The sequence below is a fragment of the Thermovenabulum gondwanense genome (assembly GCF_001601575.1).
GTDB lineage: Bacteria > Bacillota > Thermosediminibacteria > Thermosediminibacterales > Thermosediminibacteraceae > Thermovenabulum > Thermovenabulum gondwanense.
The window spans coordinates 12,215-26,317 of the sequence record NZ_LOHZ01000022.1; the positions used below are offsets into that span (position 1 = coordinate 12,215).

The window sequence follows — 14,103 nt, forward strand, 5'->3', positions numbered from 1 at the left end:
TCCTCCTTTTCTTAATACTTAGAAGGGCAAATCTTCTCCGGCGTTTAAATCCTCATCGAAATCAAAATTCAAATCTATATCCGGGTCATTAAATCCTTCTTCAAAAGCACCCGTCTGGGGTTCGGGTTCCCTTTCCTGGGAATCCGTTGCCTTAGGCCTATCCAAAAATTGTATTTCTTCAGCTACCACTTCGGTAACCCATTTTCTTGTACCATTTTGAGTCTCAAAAGACCTCACCTGCAGCCTTCCGCTAACCCCCACGAGTCTGCCCTTTCTAAGGTTGCTCGCACATTGTTCGGCCAATTTTCTCCAAACCACGATGGGAATAAAATCCGTATCTCTTTCCCCTTTTTGATTCAAAAAGGGCCTCGAGACGGCCAGCGTGAAGGTAGCCACGGCTACCCCGCTCCCAGGGGTGTACCTCAGTTCGGGGTCTTTTGTAAGCCTTCCGATTAAAATAACCTTATTCAAGTTTTACACCCCTATCTATCCTTCCGGATAACGATGTGCCTTAAAACGCCGGTGGTAATCTTCAAAAGCCTTTCCATTTCCTGCACCGCCGATGGGTCTGCAGTAAAGTACATTATTACATAATACCCTTCTTTGCGGTGCTCAATGGGGTAGGCCAATCTTCTTTTTCCCCACCGTTCGATCTCCTGTACCTCTCCCCCTCTGTCGGTAATTACGCTTTTGAACTTTTCAATCAAAGAATTGGTTGAATCCTCATTCAAATCGGGGTCGAGGATGTACATGGTTTCATAGCTCCTCATCTTTTCACCTCCTCGGACATTTGGCCCCGGAATTTCACCGGAGCAGAGATGCTCTTGCGTATTATATCATTATTCTGTCAGATTTTCAAGCTCTCCCGGTCCCATACTTTTTACTATCTTTTTAACGCCTTTTTCGAATTTTGGCCGCGGGATCATGACTTTTCTTCCACATCCCAAGCATTTTATCCCTATATCGGCTCCCAGCCTCCATATTTCCCATTGAAAGCTTCCGCAGGGGTGCTTTTTTTTCATTTCAACTACATCACCGAGATAAAATTTCAATTGCATCACTCCTTTAAGCACCTTTTAGCGGGGCTTTAAAATAAGCAAAACTTATTTTTTCTTTTTCAAAACGTTCCTTGATTTTCTTCCTGATTTCCCTTTCTACCGCCCACTGCTTAAGCGGAGTTGTCTTAGATATAATGGTGAATTCGATTCCTTCCAGTCCAAAATCTGTGATACCTAAAACATCCGGGCCTTCTTTTATGTACTCCAGGGTTTTAATTTCCTCGCATATTTCCCTTAGAATGCTGAAAACCCTTTCTATATTTTCTTCATAGGATACCTTTACCTTCACGAGCGCCCTCATATTGCCCCTCGTGTGGTTTGTTACCCTTTTAATCTCCCCGTTGGGTATTATATGGAGCTGTCCACCAAAATCCCTGAGTTTTGTAATTCGGAACCCTACCTCCTCCACAAAGCCCTCTACTTCTCCTGTTTCAATGTAATCCCCCACCTGGTATTGATCTTCAAACAAAATGAAAAATCCCGCAATTACATCTTTCACAAGGCTTTGGGCTCCAAATCCCACCGCGATGCCGCCGATGCCCGCAGCGGTTAATAGAGAAGAGGTGTTTATACCTGCCAGGTCCAGAAGTATCAGGAGCGCGACGAAATATACGGTGTATTTCAAAAGGCTTTTTAAAAGCCCTCCCAAGGTTTTTATTCTGTTCTCATTTGTCTTAATTATTTTCGTCTGCCGGTGAAAAAGGCCATCAATGAACCGGTTTAATATTTTTACGATTAATACCGATAAAATTATAACATAAAGCATTTTTGCGTATTTAGTGTTTAAAAAACTCAGCTGAGTCCAATAGTTCATAAAGAAAACACCCTTTATATAGTAATGGTTTTAAACAACGTCATTTTTTCTACGATTGTGTACATATTCGTAATGCTTCCCACCTGCAGTTTCTCTTTAAGGTTATAGTAATCCAAGCAGGTGCCACAGGAAAGTATGCTTACTCCTTTTTCTTCAAGGGTTTTTAATATTCCCGTAATTTCCGAACCCCCGGTGGTCAGGAAAACTCCGCTGTTTACAAAAATTATGGATTCGGGTAGTTTTTGCGATTCGCTCAATGCATATAAAAAACTTCTCATAAGCAATTTCCCGAGCTCTTCGGAACCTTGTCCAAAAGTATTCCTGCCAATCAGAACCACATAATCATCTTTTCCCTCGGTTTTATCTTCTTTTTTTTCTTCCTTATGAGCAGTTAAATAAAATAGTCCTTCCTTTTCTTCCGCTTTTACGGAAAATCCTCTGCTTTTTAGAAACTTAGATACATTCTCTTTTGATACCTCATTATCCACGATTACAGTTATATCTTCAATGTTTTCATTTTCTTCCAGTGCGTTTTTGGTCATAATAACAGGTTCCGGGCATTTTTTCCCCCTGCAGTCCACGCTTACCATATTTTTCCTCCTTTTAAATAAATTTTATAACCTTCGGAAATATTGTATCAATAACCCTTAACTGATTCAATATCTTCGATTCATTGAGCAAGTTCCAAAAGTATCTATTGTTAAAAATTGTGAAAAAGGGCTGAAAAGCCGTTGTAACTATGGAAAGCCATAAAGCAATAGCGATAAGGGATAAAAAAGCTCCGGACAGCCTGTTTAAAAAAGACATTTTTGTTTTCTTTGTTAACCCAGCAATAAAATATTCAGCCACGGCAAAAATAATCTGTATCCCGGCGAAGATAACGAGAAAAGCTATTGCATTTAATGCCATATCCAAAATCATTCTATGATTTAATATCCCGGCCGGAAGGGGATCGGAAGGCAATCTCCCGGTGCCCAAATTAAAAACCTGAGCCAATCTTCGTTCCAGGCCAAAATTTTTTGAAAGAAAATCTACAGTGTTTTTTTGATAAAAAATAGCAGCATAGATTGAAATTATTATTCCCACTACATTTATAGCTGATGTTACAATCCCTCTTGTGTACCCATCTACAGCTCCTTTTATAAAAATAAAAAGTAAAAAAATATCGAGGAAATTCATAAAAAGCATCTCCTCTACAAAAGGATACTTATTAATAAGATATGCATTTTATGGAATTTTGTTACAAAAATGAATAGATTTTTACTATCAGTGTCAATAATATTAAAAAATGCTCTGTTTAGGAGGTTTCCGATGATAATACCGCAGTTATTGCGAACCGAGGAAATAAGGGTTCATATAGAAAATCCTCTTGCTTCTGAAATCCTTTCAAGGGGCATAGGGAGAATTTTAGAAGAGGAATGGAAGCAGCAAAGCGAAATTGTTTTTTTATGTATCGGAACCGATAGATCCACAGGTGATTCCTTGGGGCCAATGGTTGGAAATTTTCTTTTAGAAGATCCTGTTATAAAAAAAATCCCCCTTGTAAACGTTTTCGGATGTTTGAAAGAGCCGGTTCACGCTGGAAATCTCGAAAAAGTATTGCAGGAACTTAACGATTCAAAGGAAAAACCTTTTATTATAGCTATTGACGCTTCCTTAGGAAGGCTCGAAAATATCGGCACTATTAAGCTGGGCAAGGGACCGTTAAAGCCCGGTGCCGGGGTGAAAAAAGAATTACCTCCCGTTGGGGCTTTTCATATTACGGGAACCGTCAATTTTGGAGGCCTGATGGAGTACTTAGTCCTGCAGAATACGAGGCTTTATATAGTTTACGAAATGGCAAAGGTTATATCGGATTCCATACATAAAGGAATAATCCTTTATTTCAGGAAATAATGTTTATAGCCCCGGGCCATAATTCAAAGGTTTTTGGCGTAACCCCGATTATATCCCCATCGGTGTGAACCAAAATCGGAGACCGGCTTTTTATTGTAACCTTCTTCCCCCGTATGGTTTCGTACGACCGATGGGTGGTATGCCTTCCTGTGAATACTTTTGGTAAAAATCTTAATATCTCGAGTTTGCCAACCTCATTTACTATCGAAACGTCTAAATATCCGTCATCCGGCTGGGCGGTAGGGCATATCATCATACCGCCGCCATAATACCTGCCATTGCTAACCGTAACAAGCCACACCCTTTTTTTTAGCACTTTACCATCGAGAATAATTTCAACTTCCTGGGGTTTAAACCTTAAAAGGGTCTTTATTACCGCAAATATATAGGCCGCGCTGCCCTTTAAAAACTTAACTTCATTATTCACGCAATCCGCTACGAAGGCATCCAGCCCTGCCCCCGCTGCGTTGATAAGTATTTCACCATTACAGCTTATAACATCTACCTTTCTGGTGTTTCCCCTTTTAATCAAATCTAAAGATTTCTCTATATCTTCGGGAATACCCACGGTCCTCGCAAAATCATTTCCTGTTCCCGCAGGTATTATACCTAATTTTACTTCTTTACCGGCTAAGGATTTTACAATTTCCCTTATGGTTCCATCTCCACCCACGGAAACTATGGTGTTAAAACCCTGTTCCCAGGCTTTTTGCGCTAAATAAGTAGCTTCTCCTGCCCGACTGGTAAAGCAGTAATTGTATTTTATATCGATCTTTTTTTGGATTTTAGACCAAACCCCTTTAGCCCTTCCTCTCCCTGCTACTGGATTTATTACAAAAAATACCGACAACCGTTATTTCTCCCCTTCCTGCATTTTTTATCCGTTTTCCGTCCTTATCATTTCGCATTTACCGTTAAACTCAGCGCCCTCTTCAACTATAATCCCTTCAACCTTCACATCTCCGGTTACCTTCCCCGAAGTTTTAATATAAAGTTTTCCTTTTAAAAATATATTACCCTGGTACTCGCCCGCTATTACGGCATTGTTGGCTTTTATCTGGGCTTTTACCTTAGATCCTTCCGATATTATTATATCGCTTTCGCTTTCTATCTCTCCCTCCATCGTTCCATCGATTTTAAGGACCCCGCTGGAAATTATCTTGCCCTGAAATTCTGCATTTTTCCCTATAATCGTTTCTACCCTGTCTTTCGCCGAATTTAATTCTTCCTTTTTGCCGAACATAAATTCCCCCCTGTTTTTTCAATCCTGATAGGATTGTTTTTTTATGTAGGTTAAAGGATCTATAAATCTACCATTGTGTAAAATAGAAAAATGAAGGTGAGCACCGGTGCTTCTCCCCGTGCTTCCCACCGCAGCTATATCCTGGCCCTTTAAAACTTTTTGTCCTTTTCTTACAAGTATTTTTGAGGCATGAGAATACATGGTCTGTATTCCATTATTATGATTAATAATAACGGTATATCCGTATCCCGCCTTGTATCCGGCAAATACCACCACTCCGTTTGCCGCCGCTTTAATCTTTGTACCGTAAGCTGCCGAAATATCAACTCCATCGTGAAACTCTCTGCCTCTCCCGAAGGGATTTTTCCTGTAGCCAAAATCAGAAGTTATTTCACCCTGCACCGGCCATAAACCCGGGATGGAATCTACCCTTTCCTTCATTTCCATTAAAGCTTCTGAAAGATTTATCAGATTTTTTTCCTTTTCCTCCAATTTTTCATTTAGGTCGTTTAGTATCAAAAGTAATTCTCCTCGATTTATATCCCCACGGCTGGAAAGCCCCATAGTTTTCTGCTGTGTAAGCCCGTAATCTTGTATTTTAAATGTACTGTCTTTCAAGACCTGGTTTAATTTACCTTCCAATTCCTCTATTTTGGACAATTTTTTTTCGACCTCATTTATTTTGTCTTCTAATTGTTTTTTCTGCTGATTGTATTCCTTTATTTTATGTTCCATTTCCTTGTAATTTTCATTTTCCTGTAAGAGTTTATAATTTTCCGATTTGATGAGATTTATGTATCTTATAAGGTTAAAGGTTAAAAGCACAATAAGAAACAAAGAAAATATCACGCCGTATTTAACTATGGAAATTTTTTTAGAATCCAGAAAGAAGGAAAGGGTTTTTTTATCCGAATGGGGCACTATCATTATGGTCATACTATCTTTCTTTTTTTTCATATATCATCCTCCCGGCTATTCGGAGAGTGCCTTTTGTAAAACCTTTTTCTCCTCTTCACTTAACAGATACGTACTGGTTCCGCCGCTGATGGGCTTTAAATACACCCTGTTCTCATCCCTCCCGTAAATGCTGGTTATTATAAATCCATCGTTATTCCCGTTTAACAGAGCAATACTAAAGCTAAGATCGCTTCCCATATTTTCAAAAGCATTGTACCTGATGGCGTGAAATTTTTGTAATGCAGCCTTAGACCTTGCCTCAAAATCTTCCACTTTTTTTTTGATACTTACCCCATCTTCCTTTGTTTTTTCCACTTCCCTGGCTATCATCATCAAAATTTCCTCCAGGTTTTTCCCATCCATTCCCCTTGTAAGTGCCTGATATTTCTTCATAATTTTTGTCAATTTTACGCTGACGGCAATAAAAATTATAAGTGCGGCAATATAAAGGAAAACGGTTATCAATATAAGTGTATCGATATTTTCTCCAATTAGTCTCTTTACTTCCTGTATGTACTGTAGCTGCATTTTTATTTGCCTCCCTTAGATCCTTAATCTGCACATCACATTAATAAAAATTATATTTCATGAATAAATAAGTTATAAATATCGCGGTAAATATTGCGGGCAGAAAATTACCCACCTTTACTCGAGATTTCCCCGACAGCATGTTTATGCCTATGCCGAAAATTAAAAGACCCCCGGTAGCAGTCATTTCTCTTATTATTTCCTGGGTTAAATACGCTTTAATAAATCTTGCAGAAAGCGTTATGGCCCCCTGGTAGATAAAAACCGGAAGGGAGGAAAAGGCCACTCCTATACCCAGGCTGGAAGTGAAGACTATAGACGAAACCCCGTCGAGTATTGACTTAACAAAAAGAATACTGTGGTTTCCGCTTAAACCGCTTTCAATTGACCCCATAATAGCCATGGCCCCCACGCAGTATACCAGACTGGCCGTTACAAAAGCCTTTGTAAACTCTCCTTCGGTTTTTGAGAACTTCTTCTCAATTCTTCCTCCTATCTTATTAAGTCCTTCTTCTATTTTTAAACTTTCGCCGATGATCGCTCCGGTGACTATACTTAAAGTAACCACCAGTAAGTTGTTTGTCTTGATGCTCATGGATATTCCTATAAGCATTACCGTAAGGCTAAGCCCCTGCATCACCGTGGACTTAATATCTTCGCTGAAACTGTTTTTTAAGAAATATCCCAGCAAGGAACCTATCAGTATAGATACTGAATTTACTACCGTGCCCAGCAATTTTTATCCCCCAATTCCTTTTGTTATAACATTTCCTTAAGTTAAAGGTTTTTATGAAAAAACCCGGGGATTTTCCCGGGTTTTCACTAAAAGTATAGATCCCTCTCCCCCCGTTCCAATCGCGATAATTTTTCAACAGTCTTTTTTCTGATGGTTTCGTTGGGAATATCCATTAAGCTTTTTTGAATTACCTTTTCTCCTATTTCTTTCAATTTTTCATCGGCGTAATCCATCAGAAATTCTTTAAAAGTCAAAATGGCATTTGGCTGGCAAAGGTTTTGTATGTTTCCGGTTTTTGCCAGTTCCATGAACCTGTCGCCGGTCCTACCCATCCGGTAGCAGGCGGTGCAATAACTGGGCAGGTACCCCTGCCGGCATAGGGACATCAATACCTCGTTGGGAGTTCTTTTATCTTCCACTTCAAATTGGTAACAGGCATTTTTTTCTTTTTTACTGATTTCGTCGTGATATCCTCCCACACCTGTACAGGATCCGGCGCTTATTTGCGAAATCCCTACCGAAATAACCTCTTCTCTAAAATCCGGCTTTTCCCTGGTTGAAAGGATCATTCCTGTATAGGGGACGGCGAGCCTTACAATGGCTACAATTTTCTTGAAATCTTTATCGCTTACCAGATACGGGAAGCTTTTCAAATCAACCCCTTTTGCCGGCCTCAATCTGGGAAAGGAAATGGTATGGGGCCCCACCCCGTACTTTTCATCCAAGTATTTAGCGTGCATTATCAGCGCCACCACTTCATATTTAAAATCGTAAAGGCCAAACAGCACGCCCAATCCTACGTCATCTATATCCCCCAGCATGGCCCTGTCCATAGCAGTAGTGTGATAATTGTAATCGCTTTTCGGTCCGGCGGGATGCATGTATTTGTACGTTGGTCTGTGGTAGGTTTCCTGAAATAGGATATACGTTCCAATACCTACCTCTTTCAATTTTTTGTAATTTTCCACATTAGTGGCTGCTATATTGACGTTAACCCTTCTTATACTGCCGTTTTTTAACTTGGTATCGTACACGGTTTTAATTACTTCCAGAGTATAATCTATCGGGCAGTTTACCGGATCTTCTCCCGCCTCTAAGGCAAGTCTTTTATGCCCCATTTCTTCCAGTATTTGTACTTCTTCCCTAACTTCATCCATGGTCAGCCTTCTTCTCTTGGCATCATTTTCTCTTCTATAACCGCAGTACCTGCAGTTGTTTACACAGTAGTCGCTGAAATAAAGAGGTGCAAATAAAACTATCCTGTTACCGTAAATTTTGTTTTTGACTTCTTTGGCAACCAGGTATAATTCTTCCAGCAACTCCTCATCTTCTAAATAAAGAAGGCTTGCCACTTCATTAATATCCAAACCTTTTGCTTCTCTCGCCTTTTCAATTATTTCCCTTATTTCGCTTTTTGCGGTTTTTTCCCCTCTTTTCAGGGCTTCTAAAATTTTTTGATCATCGATGAAATCTGCCTTAAAATTTTCGGGATCCTCTTTCAATACATACTCCATTACTTTCCCTCCTTAATTTATTGATTTTAGTGACAGTTACTAATCTTTATCCTCCCGGAGGGAAAGCCGCTTTTAAAATTGACATGAATTTCTCCCCCCTTCGCTCAGGAATTTCCCTCACGTCAGGATATAATTTAAAAAATGTTTCACGTGAAACAATTTATATTGTTATTAATTCAATTATCCTCTCCAGATCTTCCTTAGAGTAAAATTCAATTTCAATCTTGCCTCTGTCGCCACTTCCTTTAATTTTTACCTTGGTTCCCAATGCGGAACGTAAAATTTCTTCAACATCATTGAACCTGTTTCCTTCCTTTCCTCTATCTTTATTAAAATTTTCCTTTGTTCTATTTTCTCTCGCCTTTTTTATAAACTCTTCGGTTTCCCTTACCGATAATCCCTCTTTTAAAATCTTTTTAGCCAGTGACATCCTTTCTTCGGAATCTTCCAATGCCAACAGTGCCCTTGCATGTCCCGAGCTTATTTCTCCCTTAATCATCATACTTTTTATCTCATCATCCAAATTCAACAATCTCAATGTATTTGCTATAAAAGGTCTGCTCTTGCCGAGCTTTTTGGCCAGTTCCTCCTGAGTTAATCCGCATTGTTCTATTAAAGTCCTGTATGCTTCAGCCTCTTCAATAGGATTTAAATCTTCCCTCTGGATATTTTCAATTAAAGCGACCTCCATTATTTCTTCTCTGGTCAGTTCCTTTACTACGGCGGGAATTTTTTTTAATCCGGCTATTTTTGCAGCCCTCCATCTTCTTTCACCGGCAACTATTTCATAACCTCGTTCGGTTTTTTTCAGTATAATAGGCTGAATGATTCCGTGTGTTTTTATAGATTCGGCAAGTTCTATCAGTTTTTCTTCATCAAAATTTTTCCTTGGCTGATTTTCCCGCGAATATATTTTATCTACATCTATCTCTATTAGATTCTCTTCTTTTCCTTCATCTAAGGGGATTAAAGCCCCAAGTCCCTTTCCAAGAGCCTTCTTAGGCAATTCCGAGCACCTCCCTTGCCAGTTCCATATATACTTCGGACCCTTTGGATTTGGGGTCATAGGCTATTATTGGCTTTCCGTGGCTCGGTGCCTCACTCAACCTTACATTCCTGGGTATGATAGTTTTATATACTTTATTTCTAAAAAATTTTTTCACTTCTTCTACTACCTGTATTGATAAATTTGTTCTGGCGTCAAACATGGTGAGCAAAACTCCTTCAATTTCAAGGGTTTCATTCAATGACTTTTGAACCAATTTTATTGTATTCATCAGCTGGCTTAAACCTTCTAACGCGTAATACTCGCATTGTATGGGTATCAAAACCGAGTTGGCAGCCGTAAGGGCGTTAATTGTAAGAAGTCCCAGAGAAGGAGGGCAATCAATGATAATATAATTATAACGATCGCTTATATTTTCCAGGGAATTTTTTAACAAATACTCCCTTCCTTCCATCATAACAAGTTCGATTTCAGCTCCGGCTAATTGGATATTCGAAGGGATAATGTGGAGGTTTTTATATTTAGTATCAATGATATTGTCTTCAACCGGTTCACCGTTGATTAAAACATTATACAGGGATCCTTTTAATTTTTCTTTATCAATTCCCAGGCCGCTGGTGGAATTTCCCTGCGGGTCTATATCTACTATCAGGACTTTTTTCCCTAAGGAGGCTATACAGGAGCTAAGGTTTACAGCAGTGGTGGTTTTGCCCACACCGCCCTTTTGGTTTGCAATTGCTATAATCTTTGCCATCCTTTCACCAACCCAGCTTTATTATAATAATTATTTCTATTTTATCATTTTATTTCCTTCTATTAAATAAAAAAAATAATGGTTCTCTACCTCTTGGGTATTTGAACCACCAGCTCTATATAATCCCCTTTATCGTATTCCTTATATTCCGCACTGAGGCCTGTGTCTTTTATATTCGATACCAATTTTCTAATAGAATTTACAAATATCCTGATATCCTTTATCGCGATTTTTAGATTTTTTTTCTTATTTTTCTCTTTCTGCTTTTGCTTTGTCAAATAGGAGTCAACTAATTCTTCAGTTTGTCTCACATTCAAGCCCTTTTCAACTACTTTTTTAATTACCTCCCTTTGCATTTCCTCGTCGGGAATTTTTAACAGGGCTCGAGCATGCCTTTCAGTCAGGTTTTCCTGGGAAATAATTTTCAAAATATCAGGTGGTATCTTTAATATACGTATTTTGTTAGCTATGGTAGACTGGCTTTTCCCTATCCGCATTGCCAATTGTTCCTGTGTTAGACCGTGTTCTTCCATAAGAAGCCTGTAACCTTCTGCTTCCTCTATAAAATTCAAGTTCTCCCTCTGTAAATTTTCTATTAATGCCATTATAGCGGTTTCGGTTTCCTTAGCATCTCTAATAATTGCCGGAATTTCCTTCAGCCCCGCTATTTTGCTCGCTCTCCATCTTCTTTCTCCGGCAATTAATTCGTAGTTTGTTTTCCCGATCCGTCTAACTATTATTGGCTGCAGAACACCATAATTTTTTATGGATTCGGTTAAATCTTTAAGGGAATCATCATCGAAATTTTTTCTCGGCTGATAGGGGTTGGGCTTTATCGCATCTACCGGTATGTTTACTATCTCATTCCTCTTCTCCCCCCACACCAATTACCACCGCCTTACATTTTTTCTATTTATTTTTAATAAATTCTATTCTTTTTAAAAATATCCTTCTTACTTCTAAAAAACATGCTTATTCTTTTTATTTTATCGGCCTTTTTTCAGGTATACCCGGCCTTCGAGGGTAATTTTCGGGTGTATTTTTTATCTTTCGGATTACTATAATTTTTCTTTTATACCCCGACGGCAAATCATAGGATATTATATCTTCAATTTTCCCTCCCATTATTTCCACAGCTTTAATTGAACCATCTATTTCTTCTTTTGCCTTTTCCCCCTTCATCGCTAAAAAAAATCCTCCCACCTTCACAAAAGGAAGGCAAAATTCGGCCAGGGTAGAAAGGTTGGAAACCGCCCTCGCTACGGAATAATCGTAATTTTCCCTGTGTTCCCTATTTTTCCCTAAATTTTCGGCTCTGTCATTTATAACATAAATATTTTTTAAATCCAATTTTTCGATAACATCATTGAGAAAATCCGTCTTCTTTTTAACAGAATCAAGTAAAGTAATATTTAAATCATCTCTAACAATTTTTAATATTATCCCGGGTATTCCGGCTCCCGTTCCGACATCAATCAATTTTCCCGATTCGCTTAAATAGAATAATTTATTCAGATAAAGGGAATCTATTATATGTTTTTCTGCAAATTCCTTTTCATCTATGACAGAAGTCAGATTTATTATTTCATTGCGCCTTATAACTTCCTGGAAATAATTTTCCAGAAGATATAGTTTTTCCTCCGTCAAAAGAATTTCACATTTTAAAAGTTTTTCTTTAATTATCTCCTTCATAACATTATTCTTCACTTTCTTTTCCCTTTTTTCTTTTTTCCGACTCCAAATAAATCAGTAAAATGGATATATCCGCTGGATTCACACCGGATATTCTGCTGGCCTGTCCTATAGATTCGGGCCTTATTTTCTTTAGCTTTTGCTTTGCTTCCGTGCGAAGTCCATAAATTTTATCATAGTCAATATCGGGAGGAATTTTCTTATTTTCCAGCTTTTTGAAAGCCTCCACCTGTTTTAACTGCCTGCTTATATATCCTTCATAGGCAATTTCCACTTGAACCTGTTCGATTATTTCCTTTGGCAAATCCGGTCTACCCTTATCAAATACCTTTATCTTTTCATAGTCCAATTCCGGCCTTTTCAATAAATCTTCCAAAGTTACAGGTGTATTTATGGGACTCGTTCCTAATTCTTCCAATTCTTCGTTTACTTCTTGTGTTGGTGTGATTTTTATACTCCTTAATCTTTCAATTTCCTCTTCAATCATTTTTTTCTTCTTTAAAAATTTCTCATACCTTTCTTCACTTATCAATCCTATTTTATATCCTATTTCCGTAAGCCTCATATCTGCATTATCATTCCTTAAAATCAGCCTGTATTCTGCCCGAGAAGTAAGCATTCGGTAAGGTTCGTTTGTACCTTTTGTTACCAGGTCGTCTATCAGTACACCTATATACGCATCGGACCTTTTCAAAACCAAAGGCTCTCTATCCTTTAATTTTAACGCTGCATTGATGCCAGCAATTAAACCTTGGGCAGCAGCTTCTTCATAGCCCGATGTTCCATTAATCTGGCCTGCCATGTACAAACCTTCAATTTCTTTTGTTTCCAGGGTCAGGTGCAGCTGCGTAGGAACGACGTAATCGTATTCGATAGCGTAACCTGGTCTCATTAGTCTAACGTTTTCCAGACCCTTAATAGACCGCAACATCATAACCTGGACATCCTCGGGTAAACTTGTAGAAACTCCCTGAACATACATTTCATTGGTATTGAGTCCTTCGGGTTCGATGAATACTTGATGGGATTCTTTATCTGAAAATCTCACCACTTTATCCTCTATACTCGGACAGTATCTTGGTCCTACACCTTTTATATCTCCTCTATACAGGGGAGCTCTGTGAAGATTTTCGAGGATTATCTCGTGGGTCTTTTTTGTAGTATATGTCAGCCAGCAGGATACCTGAGGTCTATTTAACACCTCCGTTTCGTAAGAAAAAGGAATCATGATTTCGTCTCCCGGCTGCTCAATCATTTTTGAAAAATCTACCGATTTTTTATGAACTCTTGGAGGAGTACCCGTTTTGAACCTGCCCAGTTCAAAACCCAGGTCCAGTAAACAACCGGAAAGTTCGTTTGCTGGAAATAGTCCGTTGGGACCACCGCTGTAATTAACATCTCCTATTATTATTCTGCTTCTCAAATACACTCCGGTAGTGAGAATAACGGCATTGGCGTAATAAACTCCTCCCGTCCGCGTAACTACTCCCTTTACCTTTTTATTTTGCGTAATAATTTTTACCACTTCACCCTGGACTATATCTAAGTTTTCCTGACTTTCTAAGGTATATTTCATTGAAAACTGATAGGCCTTTTTATCCGCCTGAGCCCTTAATGCCCTTACAGCAGGACCCTTTTTTGTATTCAGCATTCTTACCTGTATTAATGTTTTATCGGTATTCCTGGCCATTTCGCCACCCAGTGCATCTATCTCTCTCACCAGGTGACCTTTTGCAGGACCGCCTATGGAAGGATTGCACGGCATCATAGCAATACTATCCAAATTTATTGCAAATACTACCGTTTTTAATCCCAGCCTTGCACAGGCAAGGGCAGCCTCACAACCGGCATGTCCCGCACCCACAACCGCCACATCATAATATCCAGCAGTATATTCCATATCAA

Annotated in this window: 18 protein-coding genes; 1 reads left to right on the top strand and 17 read right to left on the bottom strand. The window is 38.9% G+C overall.

Annotation, left to right across the window (positions count from 1 at the left end; genetic code table 11):
- Window positions 1-18: 18 nt before the first annotated feature.
- The 6 genes from ATZ99_RS02580 to ATZ99_RS02605 form a co-directional block, all read right to left on the bottom strand.
- Window positions 19-471, bottom strand: coding sequence for a single-stranded DNA-binding protein (locus ATZ99_RS02580; protein WP_068747685.1), 453 nt, complete (start codon window positions 469-471; stop codon window positions 19-21).
- Between the two features lie 11 nt (window positions 472-482).
- Window positions 483-770, bottom strand: coding sequence for a 30S ribosomal protein S6 (rpsF, locus tag ATZ99_RS02585; RefSeq protein ID WP_068747686.1), 288 nt, complete (start codon window positions 768-770; stop codon window positions 483-485).
- A gap of 69 nt (window positions 771-839) precedes the next feature.
- Window positions 840-1,058 carry a DUF951 domain-containing protein gene (locus ATZ99_RS02590; protein ID WP_068747687.1) on the bottom strand — a complete coding sequence of 73 codons (219 nt, stop codon included), beginning with the start codon at window positions 1,056-1,058 and terminating at the stop codon, window positions 840-842.
- A gap of 7 nt (window positions 1,059-1,065) precedes the next feature.
- Window positions 1,066-1,872: a mechanosensitive ion channel family protein gene (locus tag ATZ99_RS02595; RefSeq protein ID WP_068747688.1), complete on the bottom strand. Its 807-nt coding sequence runs from the start codon at window positions 1,870-1,872 to the stop codon at window positions 1,066-1,068.
- A gap of 14 nt (window positions 1,873-1,886) precedes the next feature.
- Window positions 1,887-2,462: a sulfurtransferase-like selenium metabolism protein YedF gene (gene yedF / locus ATZ99_RS02600; RefSeq protein ID WP_068747689.1), complete on the bottom strand. Its 576-nt coding sequence runs from the start codon at window positions 2,460-2,462 to the stop codon at window positions 1,887-1,889.
- A gap of 13 nt (window positions 2,463-2,475) precedes the next feature.
- The gene (locus ATZ99_RS02605) at window positions 2,476-3,051 is read right to left on the bottom strand and encodes a CvpA family protein (protein ID WP_068747690.1); all 576 of its coding nucleotides are present in this window, start codon (window positions 3,049-3,051) and stop codon (window positions 2,476-2,478) included.
- Between the two features lie 132 nt (window positions 3,052-3,183).
- Between ATZ99_RS02605 and yyaC the strand changes: the two genes are divergently transcribed.
- Window positions 3,184-3,768, top strand: coding sequence for a spore protease YyaC (gene yyaC / locus ATZ99_RS02610; protein ID WP_068747691.1), 585 nt, complete (start codon window positions 3,184-3,186; stop codon window positions 3,766-3,768).
- On the opposite strand, the gene ATZ99_RS02615 is transcribed toward yyaC, so the two are convergent.
- From ATZ99_RS02615 to mnmG, 11 genes are all read right to left on the bottom strand, one after another.
- Entirely contained in the window at window positions 3,758-4,618 is an 861-nt protein-coding gene (locus ATZ99_RS02615) for a diacylglycerol/lipid kinase family protein (protein ID WP_068747692.1), read from the bottom strand. The genes yyaC and ATZ99_RS02615 overlap by 11 nt on opposite strands.
- A gap of 27 nt (window positions 4,619-4,645) precedes the next feature.
- A complete protein-coding gene (locus ATZ99_RS02620) occupies window positions 4,646-5,011 on the bottom strand; it encodes a bactofilin family protein (protein ID WP_068747693.1) in 366 nt (121 codons plus the stop codon).
- Between the two features lie 18 nt (window positions 5,012-5,029).
- Entirely contained in the window at window positions 5,030-5,968 is a 939-nt protein-coding gene (locus tag ATZ99_RS02625) for a M23 family metallopeptidase (protein WP_068747694.1), read from the bottom strand.
- 15 nt (window positions 5,969-5,983) lie between these two features.
- A complete protein-coding gene (locus ATZ99_RS02630) occupies window positions 5,984-6,496 on the bottom strand; it encodes a DUF4446 family protein (RefSeq protein ID WP_068747695.1) in 513 nt (170 codons plus the stop codon).
- A gap of 40 nt (window positions 6,497-6,536) precedes the next feature.
- Window positions 6,537-7,232, bottom strand: coding sequence for a DUF554 domain-containing protein (locus tag ATZ99_RS02635; RefSeq protein WP_068747696.1), 696 nt, complete (start codon window positions 7,230-7,232; stop codon window positions 6,537-6,539).
- An 86-nt stretch (window positions 7,233-7,318) separates the two neighbouring features.
- The gene (gene hydG / locus ATZ99_RS02640) at window positions 7,319-8,746 is read right to left on the bottom strand and encodes a [FeFe] hydrogenase H-cluster radical SAM maturase HydG (protein WP_068747697.1); all 1,428 of its coding nucleotides are present in this window, start codon (window positions 8,744-8,746) and stop codon (window positions 7,319-7,321) included.
- 160 nt (window positions 8,747-8,906) lie between these two features.
- On the bottom strand, window positions 8,907-9,752 hold the full coding sequence (locus tag ATZ99_RS02645) for a ParB/RepB/Spo0J family partition protein (RefSeq protein ID WP_068747698.1): 846 nt from the start codon (window positions 9,750-9,752) through the stop codon (window positions 8,907-8,909).
- On the bottom strand, window positions 9,745-10,506 hold the full coding sequence (locus ATZ99_RS02650) for a ParA family protein (protein WP_068747699.1): 762 nt from the start codon (window positions 10,504-10,506) through the stop codon (window positions 9,745-9,747). Before ATZ99_RS02650 ends, ATZ99_RS02645 begins: the two co-directional genes overlap by 8 nt.
- An 86-nt stretch (window positions 10,507-10,592) precedes the next feature.
- Entirely contained in the window at window positions 10,593-11,390 is a 798-nt protein-coding gene (noc, locus tag ATZ99_RS02655; protein ID WP_068747836.1) for a nucleoid occlusion protein, read from the bottom strand.
- Between the two features lie 97 nt (window positions 11,391-11,487).
- Complete coding sequence (rsmG, locus tag ATZ99_RS02660) at window positions 11,488-12,213, bottom strand: 16S rRNA (guanine(527)-N(7))-methyltransferase RsmG (protein ID WP_222927057.1); 726 nt, start codon at window positions 12,211-12,213, stop codon at window positions 11,488-11,490.
- A complete protein-coding gene (gene mnmG, locus ATZ99_RS02665; RefSeq protein ID WP_068747700.1) occupies window positions 12,203-14,098 on the bottom strand; it encodes a tRNA uridine-5-carboxymethylaminomethyl(34) synthesis enzyme MnmG in 1,896 nt (631 codons plus the stop codon). Before mnmG ends, rsmG begins: the two co-directional genes overlap by 11 nt.
- Window positions 14,099-14,103: the final 5 nt, after the last annotated feature.